The organism is Winogradskyella aurantiaca, assembly GCF_003362725.1.
Classification (GTDB): Bacteria; Bacteroidota; Bacteroidia; order Flavobacteriales; family Flavobacteriaceae; genus Winogradskyella_A; species Winogradskyella_A aurantiaca.
In genome coordinates this window covers 56,212-71,841 of sequence record NZ_QKTV01000006.1, presented here as the reverse complement: position 1 = coordinate 71,841, position 15,630 = coordinate 56,212, and the positions used below count along the sequence as shown (strand labels likewise).

Below are 15,630 nucleotides of genomic sequence, written 5' to 3'. Positions count from 1 at the left end.
GGTTTATTTAATTAGCAAAGCTTAACAGTTTTTACTTTAACGTTTAAACTTTTTCGGTAAGCTTTAATACTTATAATCTCGTTACTTTTCTTATGATTTAATTTCTTAACGCGTCTTTGCATTTTAGTTGTAGTTGCTTTTTTAACTACAGTTGTATTTTCTTTAACTACATTTGAAATCTGAGTCTCTTGAGATGAAATAATAGTTGTTTGAGCTAAAGAAACAGTTGTGAAACTTAAGAAGACGATTAGGGCGATTAGAGTTTTCATTTTAAGTAGGGTTTGTTGTTAATTCTGTTTCAAAGATGCACCTGTAACCCCCCTTGGATGGCATTTTTTGGATGAATACCGTAGATATTTGGTTAATCTGAAGGGTATTTCAAAAAACATCGATGAAATGCACAAAAACGGCTCGCAGCCCCTATAAACATTGAAATTTGTAGTTGAAATACAAAATCCATTGGATAAAAGGATTGTGATCGCTAAAAACATCGATGAAATGCACAAAAACGGCTTGAATCCCCAGTAAAATGGGTATAGATTAAATACATTTTTTATGGATAAACAGTTTTTAGAATGCTTTAAGAAGCAAAAACAGCATCAAGAAAAAGTAGGTCAAATATCTTATAATCAGAGAATTAGAATGCTAAATGCACTTCACCGAGCAGTAGAGCATACCTATAGAAAAGATATTATAGAAGCATTAGCAACTGATTTGGGAAAACCCAAAGTAGAAGCTGAGCTTACTGAAATATTCCAGATTATAGGGACTATTAAGCATGCTAAAAGCAACTTGCATAAGTGGATGAGACCTAAAAAGGTTGCTACCCCATTAGCCATGTTGGGAGCTTCATCCTCTTACATTCATGAACCCAAAGGGGTCTGCCTTATCATCTCACCTTGGAATTTCCCTTTTAATTTAACCTTTGGCCCTTTGGCCTCGGCTATCACTGCAGGAAATTCTGTAATTATAAAACCTTCCGAAGTGACTCCAAGATCCTCAGAAGTCATGGGGGATATAGTAAAAACTATTTTTAAGGAAGAGGAAGTTAGCTTGTTTCAAGGTGCTGTGGAAACATCTACGGCATTATTGGAATTACCCTTTAATCATATCTTTTTTACAGGATCTCCTGCAATTGGTAAAATTGTTATGACCGCGGCTGCCAAACATCTGGCATCTGTTACTTTAGAACTTGGAGGTAAATCTCCTACCATAATTGATTCAACTGCCAATCTGGACGCTGCTGCTAAAAAATTGATGTGGGCCAAATCTCTTAATTGCGGACAAATCTGTGTGGCACCCGATTATATTCTGGTAGAGGAAGGTATTAAAGATAAGTTCCTCAAGTCATGTAAAAAATGGTTGGTCACTTTTTTTGGTGAGGATTCAAAGTCTTCGGAGTCCTATGGCCGAATTGTTTCGGACAAGCATTATAAGCGCCTGGAACAGCATATAGAAAATGCTGTCAGTAGTGGGGGAAAACTAATAGCAGGAGGTCAAGTAGATGCGGCCAGCCGTTTTATAGCACCTACCTTAATTGACAATGTTGATCCTGAGGCCTCTGTGCTAAAGGATGAGATATTCGGCCCTATTTTACCAATTGTAACTTACAGGTCCTTAGATGACGCCATTAGCTATATTAATACAAAAGAGCGGCCTTTGGCCTTGTATATTTACAGTAGGAGTAAAGCAAACATTAAAACCATCATTAAGAATACCAAAGCTGGTGGTACTGTGGTTAATAATAGTAATATTCAGTTTGGAAACCACGAGTTACCTTTTGGTGGGATTAATAATAGTGGGGTTGGAAAGTCACACGGATTTTTTGGATTTGAGGCCTTTAGCAACAAACGTGCCCTCATGAAGCAACATACCTTTGGTGTTACAGAAATGTTATTCCCGCCATATACTGGATTTACAGAAGCGCTTACAAAATTTGCTGTCAAATGGTTCTAGGCTTCTTTATTAAAGAAATCTGATTGAATTTGTTCGTTTTTACCATTCTGGAATTTAGTCATACTAAAATACTGGTGGATAGAGTAACAACCTGTTTCGCCTCTTTTATTAACGGCTATGTAACCAACCTGAAAGTTATTATAATTACTGTTGGGTTTGTCAACAATTCTTCTGATGGCTTCTTCACAAGCTTGTTGCGGGGTTTTGCCTTGGCGCATAAGTTCAACAACAAGAAAACTACCAACTGTCTTAACTACTTCTTCACCTAACCCGGTGGCCACGGCAGCACCAATCTCGTTGTCAACAAATAGTCCTGAACCTATAATTGGTGAATCTCCAACCCGTCCTGCCATTTTGTAGGCTAAACCACTTGTAGTACAAGCTCCAGATATATTTCCCTGTTTATCTATGGTTAACATTCCAATGGTATCATGATTTTCAATATTGATAATTGGCTTGTATTTAGCTTCCACCTTCCACTTGTTCCAGGCTTCCTTTGAGGCTTCTGTTAGGAGATCCTCGGGTTTGAAGCCCTGTTCAATAGCGAATTGTCGTGCCCCTTCACCAGCAAGCATCACATGTGGCGTTTCTTCCATGACTTTTCTGGCAACAGAGACAGCATGGGTAATGTCTTTTAAATACACAACAGCACCACAATTACCATTTTGATCCATAATACAGGCGTCTAAAGTGACGTGACCATCCCGATCGGGTAATCCACCTTTACCTACAGATTGTCCCTTTTCATTAGCCTCTTCAATTTTGCAACCTTGTTCTACAGCATCCAAAGCAGAACCGCCATTCTCGAGGATTTCCATTGCCTTAGTAGTTGCCGCTTCCACATGCCAGGTGGCAAGAACAACAGGAATAGTTGGCGCTTCAGAACTGATGGCCGTGCTTGTGTTTTTATCTACTTCCCCTGGTACATTGTTACACGACGCTAGTGAAGTCCCTAAAGCTAAGCCTGCACTACTTAGGGTCGTATTCTTAATAAATTCTCTTCGTTTCATGTATTTGTGAGTTTGTTTGGTTAGTAGTCTACTCCTTGTTTATCAAGAACCAATTTAGTGCGGTAAGCGTAAAACAGCAGATATCCAAAACAGGCAACAGCAATCCAATACGAGGACTGAATGCTAAATACATCGGCAAGTTTTCCTTGTACTGGTGGAATAATAGCTCCTCCAAGAATCATCATAATTAAAAAAGTAGATCCCTGTGAGGTATATTTGCCCAGACCGGCGATACTTAAGGTAAAAATACAAGGCCACATAATAGAACAGAACAAGCCTCCTGATAAAAATGCAAATAAGGCAATATTCCCGTGGGTAAAAAGACCAACTAACATTCCAATAATACCTAGAAAACTAAATATTTTCAAGGTTGTCACAGGATTGTCCTTAGCCAAAAAGAAACCAATAATTTGCACGGCTATACAAATAGCAAAGAATAATATTTCGTTTGATGTGAACGGCGTTTTAAAGGAATTCACCAGAATAATAACCCCAAAGGCTACATAAGGAACGATTATTAGTAGGGCTTTCTTCAATCCTTTACTTGGATTAAACACTGTTATAGCGCCTACCCATCTTCCAATCATTAGCCCCCCCCAATAAAGCGAAATGTAGCTTCCTAGTTGAGAGTCATTTAAAATGGGTAGTTTAAGCGCGTTCAATCCAGTATCACCTGCGGCTTGCTTTAATAATTCACCCAGGTTAGATCCTATGGTTACTTCTACACCAACGTAGGTGAAAATAGCCAGCATACCCAGAACTAATTGGGGATATTTCATAGCGCCCCATCCTTCCGGTTTTTTGACTGCACTCCTGAATGTTGTTAAGATGGCTACAATCACAGAGAGCAGCGCTACAAATAAGACGATTAACCTGGTGTTTTCAACTTCCTCTAAGGCGGCACCTGTTAGCTCCTCGCCTGAATAGGTGCTAAAGATGTAGCTAAAACAGGCTACAATAATAATGGTTAAAATAAGAAGTAAGTTTCGCGCTTTATTCGCGGATTCAAAAGCTGTTTCAGATTTAAGTGCAGGAAGTTTCTTTGAAAAATAAAATAAGGCTGCTGCCATTAGAAACAATAAACCTACACCAAGATAAAGGGTTTGTACTGTTACTAAGGTGATTTTATTATCAGCAATCATACCTGCTAGTTCATCTGTACTCCAAGTTGCAGAACCAAAGATCACTAGACTAACTACAATGGGTCCAATAGTGGTTCCAAAGGAGTTAATACCACCGGCTAGATTTAACCGATGCGACCCCGTTTTTGGATCTCCTAAAGCTATGGCAAATGGATTAGCAGCGGTTTGTTGTAACGAGAAGCCAAGGGCCACTACGAAATAAGCTATTAATACCAGGTAGAATACATTGGTCTGCCCTTGCTCAGCCCCAGATGTGGCGGGATACATAACAAAAGCCCCAATGGCAGATAATAGCAAGCCATAGACAATACCATTTTTGTAGCCCCAGTTATTCAGGATGTCCTTCTTTGCAGATCCGGATATTACAAAAAGCAGTAAGGCCCCAATGTAATAAGCCCCATAAAAAGCAAAATCCACTAACTGCGATTGAAATTGATCAATGTTGAAATAGGTCTTACAAAAGGGAATAAAGACTCCGTTTGATGCGGCAATAAAACCCCAAAAGAAAAAGACCGTGACCAGAGTAGCTAAGGCCGATTTGTTATTTTGATGACTCATTTATGGTTGTTTAGTTATTTGTATTTCATCTATAAAAATCCAGCTGCGACCATCATGTGCATAACCAAGATGCCATTCGGGCAGAGTTCCTAATTTCTTGGCAACGAGTTTAACATATCTTGCAGGTCCTGGATCATTGAGCTCGATAGTTTTTATCTCAACCTCCTCGGTATTAAATGGAGCTTCAAATTTATAGTTCTTAACCTTTTTAAAGTTTTGACCATCAGTTGAGGTGTAAATACTAAGCTGAGTTGGTAAAAAAATCCAACTGCGCTGATCTCTTAAAAACGAAGTTGTAATGCTCGATAATGGAGTTGTTTTACCCAAATCCACCGTCGCAATTACGTCTTCATTCCAATAGCCTTGCCAGGTGCCCGTTCTAAAGTCTTCGGTGCCAACGATGCCATCGATTAAGGCGTCATTACCTCCTGCATTGTACTGGTTGGCATATTCGGTATCTAGTTTAATAGAAATATTTGGATCAATCTTGTAGAATTCAGTTTCAACTATTGAGCTTTTTACATCATTTCTTTCACCATAAACAAATAGATTTACAGCTTGAACAACTTTAACTGGTTCTTTATATTCTCGGTATGCACCTTTATGACCTAAACGATAATATATTTTAGATTCAGTATCTATTGTTTCTAATCTGACCTCAGTTTCATTTTTAAAAGCGACATCTCCCGATGCTATATAAGGTGCGGGAACAATCAGGTGTTCATTAATCTCGGTTTTGGGTTCTTGACCAGCTCTACTCCCCCATACAGCCGGATTATCAGTCATGTCAAATTCAAGAACCCCACCAGCCATAATTTCATCATGGGTGAGGTAAGACCTGTCAAGATTTTTACCATTGAGTCTTACATATTCTACATAAATATTAGTATCCGATAAGTTATTTGTCGCAATAGTAAATTGATTTCCGTTTTCTAAATTAAAAGTGCTACGTTCCCATAAAGGGGTGCCAATAATGTAATGATTACTTCCAGGTGTTACCGGATAAAAGCCCATAGATGATAAAATGTACCAGGCGCTCATTTGTCCACAGTCTTCATTTCCAGAAATACCATCGGGTGAATTGGTGTATAGTTTAGTGAGAATCTGATGAACCTTTTCCTGAGTTTTGTGCGGCCGATTAATAAAGTTGTAGAGGTACGCCATATGATGGCTGGGTTCATTACCGTGAGCATACTGCCCAATAAGTCCAGTGATATCGGCCTGGTTGCGGCCTGAGGTTTCATTACTGGCAGAAAAAACTTCATCCAAATGTGCTTCAAAAGCTGTCTTACCGCCATGTAATTCTATTAATCCTGAAATGTCTTGCGGCACATAGTTAGAGTATTGCCAAGCATTAGCCTCTGTATAGTTAAAGTTAACTTCATAAGGATCAAAAGGCGCAAACCAAGTGTTCCTAAAACGTCCTCTCATGAATTTAGAACTAGGATCAAAGATGTTCTTGTAGGATTGGGCGCGCTGTAAATAGGTCTTATAATCCTCATCCTTTCCCATGGCCTTGGCCATTTGTGCGATGGTCCAATCATCATAGGCATATTCCAGGGTTTTGGATACCGATTCGCTTTCAAATTCTACGGGGATGTAGCCCATTTTCTTATACGATTCCAAGCCGAGTTTGTTCTGCATGGCGGAATGTTTCATGGCTTCCAAAGCTTTTTCGGAATCGTATCCCCTAATGCCCTTTAGGTAGGCGTCGGCGATTACTGGAACCGCATGATAACCAATCATACATCCGGTATAACAGGCTGAAAGATCCCAAATAGGCATAATACCTCCCTCATCGTATTTAGCTAAAAATGTATTGATAAAGTCATTCGTTCGCTCCTGCTCAATTAAGGTATACAAAGGGTGCGTAGCTCTGTAAGTATCCCACAAGGAAAAGACCGTGTAATAGTCAAAATCCTGGGTTTGATGTACCTCGAGGTCCATACCACGGTAGCGGCCGTCGACATCTTGATAGAGGTTTGGCGCCAACATGTTGTGATACATGGCTGTATAGAAATTGGTTTTGTAGTCCTGATTATCGCTTTCAACCACTATTTTTTCCAATTGACTTTCCCAGGCTTTTTGTGCCTCTATTTTTACCTCCTCGAAACCTTTATCCCCAATTTCCGTCTTTAGATTTTGTTTTGCCCCTTCAATATCCACAGCAGAAATCGCTATTTTGACTAGAACAGGCTCGTTTTTTGGATTTATAAATTTTAAGGCTATTATTGAAGGCTTGTTAGGATCGTTAAAGTGGGACTCGTCGATTTTATGCGAAAACTCCATGTAATAGAATAACATTTGATCTGTGGCCCAGGCTTTTGAATGCCTAAAGCCACTAATGCTGAAATCATTGTTTTGTATAAACTTGAAATCCAACAATTGATCCCGGTGTTCTAAATCAAGGATTACTATTTGGTTCTCAGCATCAGGAAATTGGTACCTGTGTATGCCGCTGCGCTTGCTGACTGTTAGTTCCACATCAATGTTAGTAGAATCTAAATGCACACTATAATAACCAGGTTTTGCAATTTCATTCTTATGCGAGAAATGAGCTCCATAGCCTTTCTCAACCTGTCCTGAGACTGTTGAAGGATTGGTGCCATTATTAAAAATGATTTCATTGGTTGGCATCAATAAAATATCTCCATAATCCGATACTCCAGTACCACTGAGGTGGGTGTGTGAAAACCCATAAATATATGAATCTGAATAGTGGTATCCAGAACAACCATCCCATCCATCGAGTCGTGTATCTGGACTGAGTTGCATCATACCAAAGGGCATGCTGGCCCCAGGATAGGTATGGCCATGTCCTCCAGTTCCAATAAATGGGTTCACATAATTGATGAGTGCTTGGTCTTTTTGTGCTGGGGGAATTTCCGATCTGGAATCACAAGAACTTAGGAAAAGTGCTAATCCCAGAACAAGAAGGGCATATTTCATTTAAAAAGAGTTGCTATTTTTAAGGACTCTAATATACTAAAATGCCGAGCAAGCCATTCTTATCAATTCTCTTCTTATTCACATTTTTGGTTAATTGTTCGCAGCCGGCTGAGCGATTAGAGTATCAAGGAATAATCCCCCAACCTGATCAGGTGACCTTAGAAGAAGGACATTTTAGCTTAGCTTCAAAAGTAGGTGTTGCCTATACCGAAGATTTCAAAACCTCAGGTCAATTTTTATTATCTTATTTGCAAGTCGCGGGGATAGAAGTTGAATTGGGTGATGATGTGGTTTTCGTAAAGAATGATGCCTTAGCCGAAGAGTCTTATGCATTAGAGATTGGACCAAATCACATTAGGATTGAAGCCAGTTCAGATCAAGGTGCCTTTTATGCGGTGCAGTCCTTAAGACAAATTTTGCCGCCAAATTATGAAGCGAGAAGCAAAGAATTAAAGACCTATGAGTTACCCTGCCTTCGTATAGAGGATGCTCCTCAATTTGAGTACCGCGGAATGCATCTCGATGTGGGCCGGCATATGTTTCCGGTGGCCTTTATTAAAAAGTATATTGATGCCTTGGCCATGCTAAAGATGAATACTTTTCATTGGCACTTGACTGAAGATCAAGGCTGGCGTGTTGAAATAAAACAATATCCCAAACTTCAGGAGGTGGCTGCCTTTCGGAAAGAAACATTGGTTGGACATTATAGCGATCAACCCCACCAGTTTGATGGAATGGGCTATGGTGGTTATTATTCTCAGGAGGAGATAAAAGAAGTAGTCGCCTATGCTAAGGAACGATTTGTGACCATAATTCCGGAAATTGAAATGCCTGGTCATTCCCAGGCGGTAATTGCTGCCTATCCCGAATTGGGCTGCACAGGGGAAGAAGTAGAAGTAGCCACCAAATGGGGGGTGTTTGAAGATATTTATTGTCCTAAAGAAGCCACCTTTACATTTCTTGAAAATGTTCTGGATGAGGTCATGGATTTATTTCCAAGCACCTACATACACATTGGTGGTGATGAAGCCCCGAAAGCTCAATGGAAGGCTTGTAAGGAGTGCCAGGACCTAATGAAAAATGAGGGTTTAAAGGATGAGCACGAGTTACAAAATTATTTTATCACGAGAATTGAGAAATTCCTAAACTCTAAAGGCCGACAAATTATAGGCTGGGATGAAATCTTAGAAGGCGGTCTAGCGCCCAATGCCACCGTTATGAGTTGGCGGGGCACCTCGGTTGCCATTGCTGCCGCAAGGCAGCAGCATCAAGTGGTGATGACGCCAACGTCGCATTGCTATTTTGATTATTATCAGTCTGAAAACGAGGAAGAACCTCTAGCTATTGGTGGCTTTTTGCCCTTAGAGAAGGTCTATAATTTTAATCCTATTCCTGAAGAATTAACCCCAGAAGAAGCCCAATATGTCTGGGGAGCTCAGGGTAATATTTGGACCGAATACATGCCCACGACCCAACAGGTTGAGTATATGGCTTTCCCAAGAATATTGGCCATGAGCGAGGTGGTCTGGACCAATCCTGAAAGAAAAGATTATAATGATTTTTTGGGGCGTGTGGAAAAGTTTCATGCCCGATTAGAGGCATTGGATATTAACTATGCCAATCACTTGTATGAGATAAATGGAGAAATGATCTCCGATGACGAAGGGGCGGCTTATAAACTGGAAACGCTTTCAAAAGGAAAGACCATTATTTTTACTCTTGATGGATCGGATCCAGATAAAGAGTCCACAGTTTATACAAGTCCAATTCCTATTGCAAACAGCGCTACAATCAAGGCACAGATCTTTAAAGGTAATAAGCCTCTGGGCAAGGTCTTTGAGCAATATATCAATTTTCACAAAGGTGTTGGAGCCAAAATTAGCATTAATAAAACAGCACACCAGGCGTATTCTGGTAGTGGGCCAGAAGGTTTGATTAATGGCGTTTCAGGTTCCGACAATCGCTACGGTGATAAAGAATGGCTAGGATTCTGGGGAGAAGATATTGAGATAAATATTGATTTAGGCGAAGCTCAAGAAGTGGAATGCGTTGATACAAGATTTTTTCATTCAGAGGGACAATGGATATACGCTCCAAATTCTGTTGGTCTTAGTTTTTTTGATGAAAATGAGGTGCAATTAGGAAAAACTATGGAATTAGAACCTTATAAGAATAATGAACGTTGGTTTGCATTAAATCATTATTGTTCGGTTCCAAATTTTGAAGCGCCTTCTAATAGGGTGAGATATATCCAATTGAAAGTCTCTAATTACGGAACCATCCCTGAAGGCAAACAAGGAGCCGGTCAAAAAGCCTGGACTTTTATTGATGAAATAATTATTGAATAGATGTCAGTTAGGGTCCGCCTTGACTGATTATCATTCGGGCAGGTGACCCCATAAAAATGGGGTTGTATCGAGAACAAGACATCTCGATACGATTTTGAAAGATCAAAATCACTCGATGTAACAATTTAAACATGACGAAAGAACAATGACTTTAGAAATCTGTGTGAATTCCTACCAATCGGCTTTAAACGCGGAGGCTGCCGGTGCTCAACGCATTGAGTTGTGTACCGAATTATCGGTTGGTGGTCTCACACCTTCTTATGGAGAATTGCAGCATACGATTAAAGCCTTGTCGATTCCTGTTTACGTGCTTATAAGACCACGATCTGGTGATTTCTGTTATTCTGAGGAAGAATTTGAGGTCATGAAAACCAATATTGGATTGTGCAGAGCCGTTGGAGCATCGGGCATTGTCTCAGGAGTTTTGAACAAAGACAGGACCCTTGATACCTCTCGCATCCAAGAGCTGATGAACCTGGCTAAGTCTTTGGATTTTACCTTTCACAGAGCTTTTGATGAGGTTATAGATCCATTTCAAGCTTTAGAACAGCTTATTGAATTGGGCGTCAAGCGCATACTGACCTCAGGTCAAAAACTAAAGGCGGAGGACGGACTTGAGCTTTTAGAGGCATTAGTTCAGCAGGCGGATGGACGTATTGGAATCATGGCAGGCTCCGGAATAACAGCTCAAAATGTCGCTAAGTTTAAAGCAATTGGGATTACAGAAGTGCATGCCTCAGCCTCAGTTCCCGTTGATCAAAATTCAGACTTATTCGCTGTCCCACAATCAATCTCGCATCCACAAAAAATTAAAGACCTTCTTAATGCGCTATAGTTGTTGGTTAATCATATTATTGATCCTTGGCTGTGAAACCAAGTATGATCTGCCTATCACTATAGAATTGAACGATAACTGGGAATTCAGGCAACAGGGTGATAGCTTATGGCGAACGGCGACTGTACCTGGTAATGTCTTTACCGACCTTATGGATCATCAATTGATTAAAGATCCTTTTGTAGGGACCAATGAAGATGAGGTCCAATGGGTGTCAGAAGCCAATTGGGAATACAGAACCAACTTCTCACTTTCTGAAGAACTACTCCAGAAAAAAGACATTGAATTAAACTTTAAGGGCTTGGACACCTATGCCTCAGTTTACCTAAATGACAGTCTTATTTTAAATTCCAATAATGCTTTTAGATCGTGGAAGCTGCAACCTCAGGCCTTGCTTAAAACCAATAACGAGTTGCTTGTTGTGCTTGAATCACCTTTTAAAAATGAAGCGATTGCAAAGAACAGACTCAATTATGAGCTGCCCGAAGGTAATCGAGTGTTTACGCGAAAAGCACAATTTCAATATGGATGGGATTGGGGACCTAAGCTCAATGTTGTGGGTATATGGCGTCCCATTGAGTTGGTATTTAGTAATGAAGGGCGCATAAGAGATCTCGCTATATCAAACCATCAGATTTCAGATTCTTTAGCAGTTTTGAATCTTAGTTTTTCAACTAGCAACACTCATGAACCAGATCTAGAATTTGAGGTTTTACTCAATAATGAGCCTGTCAAAACGCTAAGAGATACTTTTCCTTCGTTAAATAGGAACTTAAAGCTAAACATTAAAAATCCTCAACTTTGGTGGCCGCACAATATTGGAGATCCTTATCTCTATGATATCAAAGTAGTTGTTAAAGATGACAATACCGTTCTGGATACCCTATCGACTAAATATGGTATTAGGGAGGTAGAACTAGTGACGGATCCAGATAGTTTAGGTACTGCCTTTTATTTTAAAATTAATGGTGTTCCAGTTTATGCTAAAGGGGCTAATTACATACCCCAACACAGTTTTCAAAATAATGTAAAGGATTTGGATTATGTTCAATTATTAAACGACGTGGTTGATGCTAATATGAATATGCTTCGCGTTTGGGGTGGAGGTATTTATGAAGACGATTTATTCTATGAACTCTGTGATGAAAAAGGAATTATGGTATGGCAGGATTTTATGTTTGCTTGTGCCATGTATCCGGGAGACGAGGAGTTTTTAAGCAATGTGAAGGAAGAGGCTATTGACAATGTTTCAAGGCTTAGGGATCATGCCTCTATTGTCTTGTGGTGTGGTAATAACGAAAATTCTGAAGGCTGGCATCGTTGGGGCTGGCAGGATGGTAGACCTGAAGAAGAAAAATTAGAGATTTGGAACAACTATATAAAGGTATTTGATAGCTTGTTACCACAAATTGTTGGCAGTTACACCAATGTGCCTTATTGGGAATCCTCACCAAAATTTGGTCGGGGAAATCCACAGTATGAATTTGAAGGGGATGCACATGACTGGTGGGTATGGCATGATGGCTACCCTTTCGAACATTTTGAAGCACACGTACCACGATTTATGAGTGAGTTTGGTTTTCAATCCTTTCCAAGTGAAGAGGTTATTAACCTCATGAATGATTCCGATTCCTTACAATTGAATACCGATGCGGTTATCAACCATCAGAAGCACAGTCGTGGTTTTCAATTGATAGATCAGTATATGACCCATGATTTTCCAGTTCTAGATGATCCACAAGATTATATTTACATGTCTCAATTAGTGCAGGCCTATGGCATCACCAAAGGCATTGAGGCCCATCGCAGAGCCAAACCTTATAATATGGGGAGCCTCTTTTGGCAACTCAACGATTGTTGGCCAGCTATTTCCTGGTCCAGTATTGACTTTTTAGGTCATTGGAAAGCGCTCCACTATAAAGCCAAACAGGGTTTTGAAAATGTGTTGATCAGTCCAAAACTTAATGATCTGAATCAGTTAGAGATATGGCTAATCAATGATGGAATAGAGTCCCAAACAGGAATTCTAGCATTAAAAATCTTGGACTTTTATGGAAACACCATATTTGAAGATGCCAAACCCATAAAAATGACTTCTCTGTCCAATGATTTAAAATGGAAACTAGACATTAGTTCTAAAGATATAGATCGAGATGCTGTGGTTGTGGAGGTAACTTTCAAAAATCAATCCAGACTGTTTTATTTGACTTCCCCGAAAGACCTTAAGTTACCACAGGCTGATATAACAATAACCTCACAAAAGGTTAAAGAGGGGTTTGAAATTACAATGGAGAGTGCTGTGTTACAGAAAGATGTCTATCTATCGGCGGATCAGGAAGGGCATTTTAAAGAGAATTTTATTGATATTTTGCCAAATCAGCTTAAAACTATCTTATTTGAATGTAAAACTGATTCTATTACAGGACTTCAGGCTATAAGCTTTAACAATTTCATAAGATAAGTCGAAAAGCAGATATGTACATTTGTTTTAAACGAATTGCGTGACACGCTGGATAGTTTTCATACTTATATATGCGCTTTTGGCCATTTACGGTTTTCAAGCGGTTAAAACTGTTACCAAACAAAGCATTTGGTATTATGTATATTTAGGAGTAGCACTTCTTGTCCTCGGTAATTTTATTTATCAATTTTCTTCTACATCTGACGGAAGCGTACTAAGCCCTGCCAAAAGTTATGCCTTCGGGTTTTTACTGTCTTTTATGGCCTTGAATCTCGTGATTGTTCCTATTCTAATTGGTGAGGACCTAATAAGAGGGGCATTCAGTGTTTATGATAAATTGGTGTCTTCTAAAACGAGTTTTCATGTTCCTTCACGACGAAAATTTGTAAGTCAGTTAGCTCTTGGCTTAGCTGCCATTCCTTTCTCATCCCTGTTGTATGGTATGTACCGCGGTAAATACAACTATAGAGTACTTAAGTATACCTTACATTTTGAGGATCTACCCAAGACCTTTGACGGGTACCGGCTAACCCAAATTAGTGATATCCATTCTGGAAGTTTCGACAATCCTGACAAAATAAACTACGCTGTTGATCTCATTAATGATCAGGGATCTGATGTGATTTTATTTACGGGCGACATGGTCAATAATAAGGCCAAAGAGATGTTGCCTTGGAAAGAAGTTTTTTCTAAGCTAACAGCTAAAGATGGTGTGTTTTCAGTCTTGGGAAATCATGATTACGGAGATTATGTGAGTTGGGATTCAGATAGTGCCAAGGCTGCTAATTTGGAACATTTAAAGCAAATCCAAAAGGATATTGGATTTGATCTATTACTAAATGAAAGTCGTTTTATTGAAAAAGACAATCAACGATTGGCTTTAATTGGTGTTGAAAACTGGGGAAAGGGAGGATTTAAAAAAGCTGGAGACCTCAAAAAAGCAGTGAGCAATGTAGCGTCTGAAGATTTTAAAATCTTAATGAGTCATGATCCAAGCCATTGGGAAGCCGAGGTGATTCCAAACGATTATCATTTTCATTTAACACTAAGTGGGCACACTCATGGAATGCAGTTTGGTATTGAAATCCCCGGCTGGGTTAAATGGAGTCCAGTGAAATGGCGATACAAACAATGGGCTGGCATTTATGAAGAGATGGGGCAGTATTTAAACGTTAACCGTGGGTTTGGATACATTGGCTATCCAGGACGTGTTGGTATTTGGCCCGAGATCACAGTGATAGAGCTCAAATCAGGGACTAAAACAGCATGATTATAAAGAAATATTTATCTTTATATGACTCATTATAAACCAAATAAATTGAAGTTAGATAATTTGATTAGGTTTGTAATGATGCTAAAAACATAAAGCTATGTCAAAATTTGGCGAAATTATTGATGTTGATGTACCTGTTCTGTTGGACTTTTATACAGAATGGAGCGATCCCTCTATTGCCATGCATCCAGTACTTCGAGATGTAGCCGCAGCCCTAGGAGATAAGGCGAAGGTTATTAAAATTGATGTTGATAAAAATAAAGAACTTGCTGAGGCCCTTAGAGTTAAAGGGCTACCTACACTTATAATCTATAAAAATGGCGAAATGAAATGGCGCCATAGTGGGGAGCAAGATGCCAATACTCTAATTGGAATAATTCAAGAATACGTTTAGTTGATTTTAATTCGTTAAGCTAGGGCAATGCTTAAAGATGCCCATATTAAAAAAGCTTTCACTTAAAATAAGGGAAGAGACTTAAAGTGGTACTCCTCTTGAGTAAAGTGATCTAAGATCCTAGGAAGCGCGTACTTTAAGTTATTAGAAGCCTTTACACTGTCGTGCATAACTATAATGCTGCCATTTCTGGCTTTAGAAATGACATTGTTGAAACACTTTTCAGGGCTTACACTTTGGTCCCAATCGTAAGACAATACATCCCATAAAACAATAGTGTAATCATCTCTTAGTAGTTTTCTAGCCTGAGACGATTTGAATTTCCCATAAGGAGGTCTAAAAAGCTTGGAATCGGTTTTCTCTTGAATTAGGTCTTGAGTTTTAGATACGTCAGTCATATAGGTCTTTGTTCTACTTTTCCATCCCTTTAGATGATGGTATGTGTGGTTGCCAATAACATGACCTTTTGCTAGAACCTGATCAAAAATCAGAGGATGTAAATCAATATTCTTCCCAATACAGAAGAAGGTCGCCTTAGCATTATAGTTCTCCAAACAATTGAGTACCCAGTCTGTGATTTCTGGTGTTGGGCCATCATCAAATGTAAGGTAAAGCACCTTCTCATTGTCTGGAAGATGCCACAAAAACTGCGGAAATAAGGACTTAACAAAATCAGGTGTTTTAGTTGGAAAGACCTGCATACC

The 15,630-nt window shown here is 39.4% G+C and carries 11 protein-coding genes; 6 read left to right on the top strand and 5 right to left on the bottom strand.

Going from position 1 to position 15,630, the window contains the following annotated elements; all coding sequences use genetic code 11:
* Positions 1-11: 11 nt before the first annotated feature.
* Complete coding sequence (locus DN064_RS10835) at positions 12-269, bottom strand: hypothetical protein (RefSeq protein ID WP_115462678.1); 258 nt, start codon at positions 267-269, stop codon at positions 12-14.
* A gap of 286 nt (positions 270-555) precedes the next feature.
* Between DN064_RS10835 and DN064_RS10830 the strand changes: the two genes are divergently transcribed.
* Complete coding sequence (locus DN064_RS10830; protein WP_115462677.1) at positions 556-1,956, top strand: aldehyde dehydrogenase family protein; 1,401 nt, start codon at positions 556-558, stop codon at positions 1,954-1,956.
* Here the strand turns inward: DN064_RS10830 and DN064_RS10825 are convergent.
* Genes DN064_RS10825 through DN064_RS10815 form a run of 3 tightly spaced genes read right to left on the bottom strand, consistent with a single transcriptional unit; the run spans position 1,953 to position 7,615 of the window.
* On the bottom strand, positions 1,953-2,966 hold the full coding sequence (locus tag DN064_RS10825) for an isoaspartyl peptidase/L-asparaginase family protein (protein ID WP_115462676.1): 1,014 nt from the start codon (positions 2,964-2,966) through the stop codon (positions 1,953-1,955). The two genes, DN064_RS10830 and DN064_RS10825, sit on opposite strands and share 4 nt — an antisense overlap.
* Before the next feature lie 20 nt (positions 2,967-2,986).
* Positions 2,987-4,666: an MFS transporter gene (locus tag DN064_RS10820; RefSeq protein ID WP_115462675.1), complete on the bottom strand. Its 1,680-nt coding sequence runs from the start codon at positions 4,664-4,666 to the stop codon at positions 2,987-2,989.
* Complete coding sequence (locus tag DN064_RS10815; RefSeq protein ID WP_115462674.1) at positions 4,667-7,615, bottom strand: GH92 family glycosyl hydrolase; 2,949 nt, start codon at positions 7,613-7,615, stop codon at positions 4,667-4,669.
* 41 nt (positions 7,616-7,656) lie between these two features.
* Between DN064_RS10815 and DN064_RS10810 the strand changes: the two genes are divergently transcribed.
* From DN064_RS10810 to DN064_RS10790, 5 genes are all read left to right on the top strand, one after another.
* Positions 7,657-9,963, top strand: a complete 2,307-nt coding sequence (locus DN064_RS10810; protein WP_115462673.1) for a beta-N-acetylhexosaminidase — start codon at positions 7,657-7,659, stop codon at positions 9,961-9,963.
* A gap of 145 nt (positions 9,964-10,108) precedes the next feature.
* The gene (locus tag DN064_RS10805) at positions 10,109-10,798 is read left to right on the top strand and encodes a copper homeostasis protein CutC (RefSeq protein WP_115462672.1); all 690 of its coding nucleotides are present in this window, start codon (positions 10,109-10,111) and stop codon (positions 10,796-10,798) included.
* The gene (locus tag DN064_RS10800) at positions 10,788-13,259 is read left to right on the top strand and encodes a beta-mannosidase (RefSeq protein ID WP_115462671.1); all 2,472 of its coding nucleotides are present in this window, start codon (positions 10,788-10,790) and stop codon (positions 13,257-13,259) included. Before DN064_RS10805 ends, DN064_RS10800 begins: the two co-directional genes overlap by 11 nt.
* Positions 13,260-13,299: 40 nt before the next feature.
* Positions 13,300-14,529 (top strand): metallophosphoesterase, encoded by a 1,230-nt coding sequence (locus DN064_RS10795; protein ID WP_115462670.1) that lies wholly within the window; start codon positions 13,300-13,302, stop codon positions 14,527-14,529.
* Between the two features lie 100 nt (positions 14,530-14,629).
* Positions 14,630-14,926 carry a thioredoxin family protein gene (locus DN064_RS10790; RefSeq protein WP_115462669.1) on the top strand — a complete coding sequence of 99 codons (297 nt, stop codon included), beginning with the start codon at positions 14,630-14,632 and terminating at the stop codon, positions 14,924-14,926.
* Between the two features lie 62 nt (positions 14,927-14,988).
* Here the strand turns inward: DN064_RS10790 and DN064_RS10785 are convergent, their stop codons facing one another.
* Positions 14,989-15,627 (bottom strand): polysaccharide deacetylase family protein, encoded by a 639-nt coding sequence (locus DN064_RS10785; protein ID WP_115462668.1) that lies wholly within the window; start codon positions 15,625-15,627, stop codon positions 14,989-14,991.
* Positions 15,628-15,630 lie beyond the last annotated feature (3 nt).

What these genes read in the sequence shown, in the direction of transcription:
- DN064_RS10835 (WP_115462678.1), bottom strand. Translation starts at nt 269, where the DNA reads ATGAAAACTCTAATCGCCCTAATCGTCTTCTTAAGTTTCACAACTGTT.
- DN064_RS10830 (WP_115462677.1), top strand. Translation starts at nt 556, where the DNA reads ATGGATAAACAGTTTTTAGAATGCTTTAAGAAGCAAAAACAGCATCAA.
- DN064_RS10825 (WP_115462676.1), bottom strand. Translation starts at nt 2,966, where the DNA reads ATGAAACGAAGAGAATTTATTAAGAATACGACCCTAAGTAGTGCAGGC.
- DN064_RS10820 (WP_115462675.1), bottom strand. Translation starts at nt 4,666, where the DNA reads ATGAGTCATCAAAATAACAAATCGGCCTTAGCTACTCTGGTCACGGTC.
- DN064_RS10815 (WP_115462674.1), bottom strand. Translation starts at nt 7,615, where the DNA reads ATGAAATATGCCCTTCTTGTTCTGGGATTAGCACTTTTCCTAAGTTCT.
- DN064_RS10810 (WP_115462673.1), top strand. Translation starts at nt 7,657, where the DNA reads ATGCCGAGCAAGCCATTCTTATCAATTCTCTTCTTATTCACATTTTTG.
- DN064_RS10805 (WP_115462672.1), top strand. Translation starts at nt 10,109, where the DNA reads ATGACTTTAGAAATCTGTGTGAATTCCTACCAATCGGCTTTAAACGCG.
- DN064_RS10800 (WP_115462671.1), top strand. Translation starts at nt 10,788, where the DNA reads ATGCGCTATAGTTGTTGGTTAATCATATTATTGATCCTTGGCTGTGAA.
- DN064_RS10790 (WP_115462669.1), top strand. Translation starts at nt 14,630, where the DNA reads ATGTCAAAATTTGGCGAAATTATTGATGTTGATGTACCTGTTCTGTTG.
- DN064_RS10785 (WP_115462668.1), bottom strand. Translation starts at nt 15,627, where the DNA reads ATGCAGGTCTTTCCAACTAAAACACCTGATTTTGTTAAGTCCTTATTT.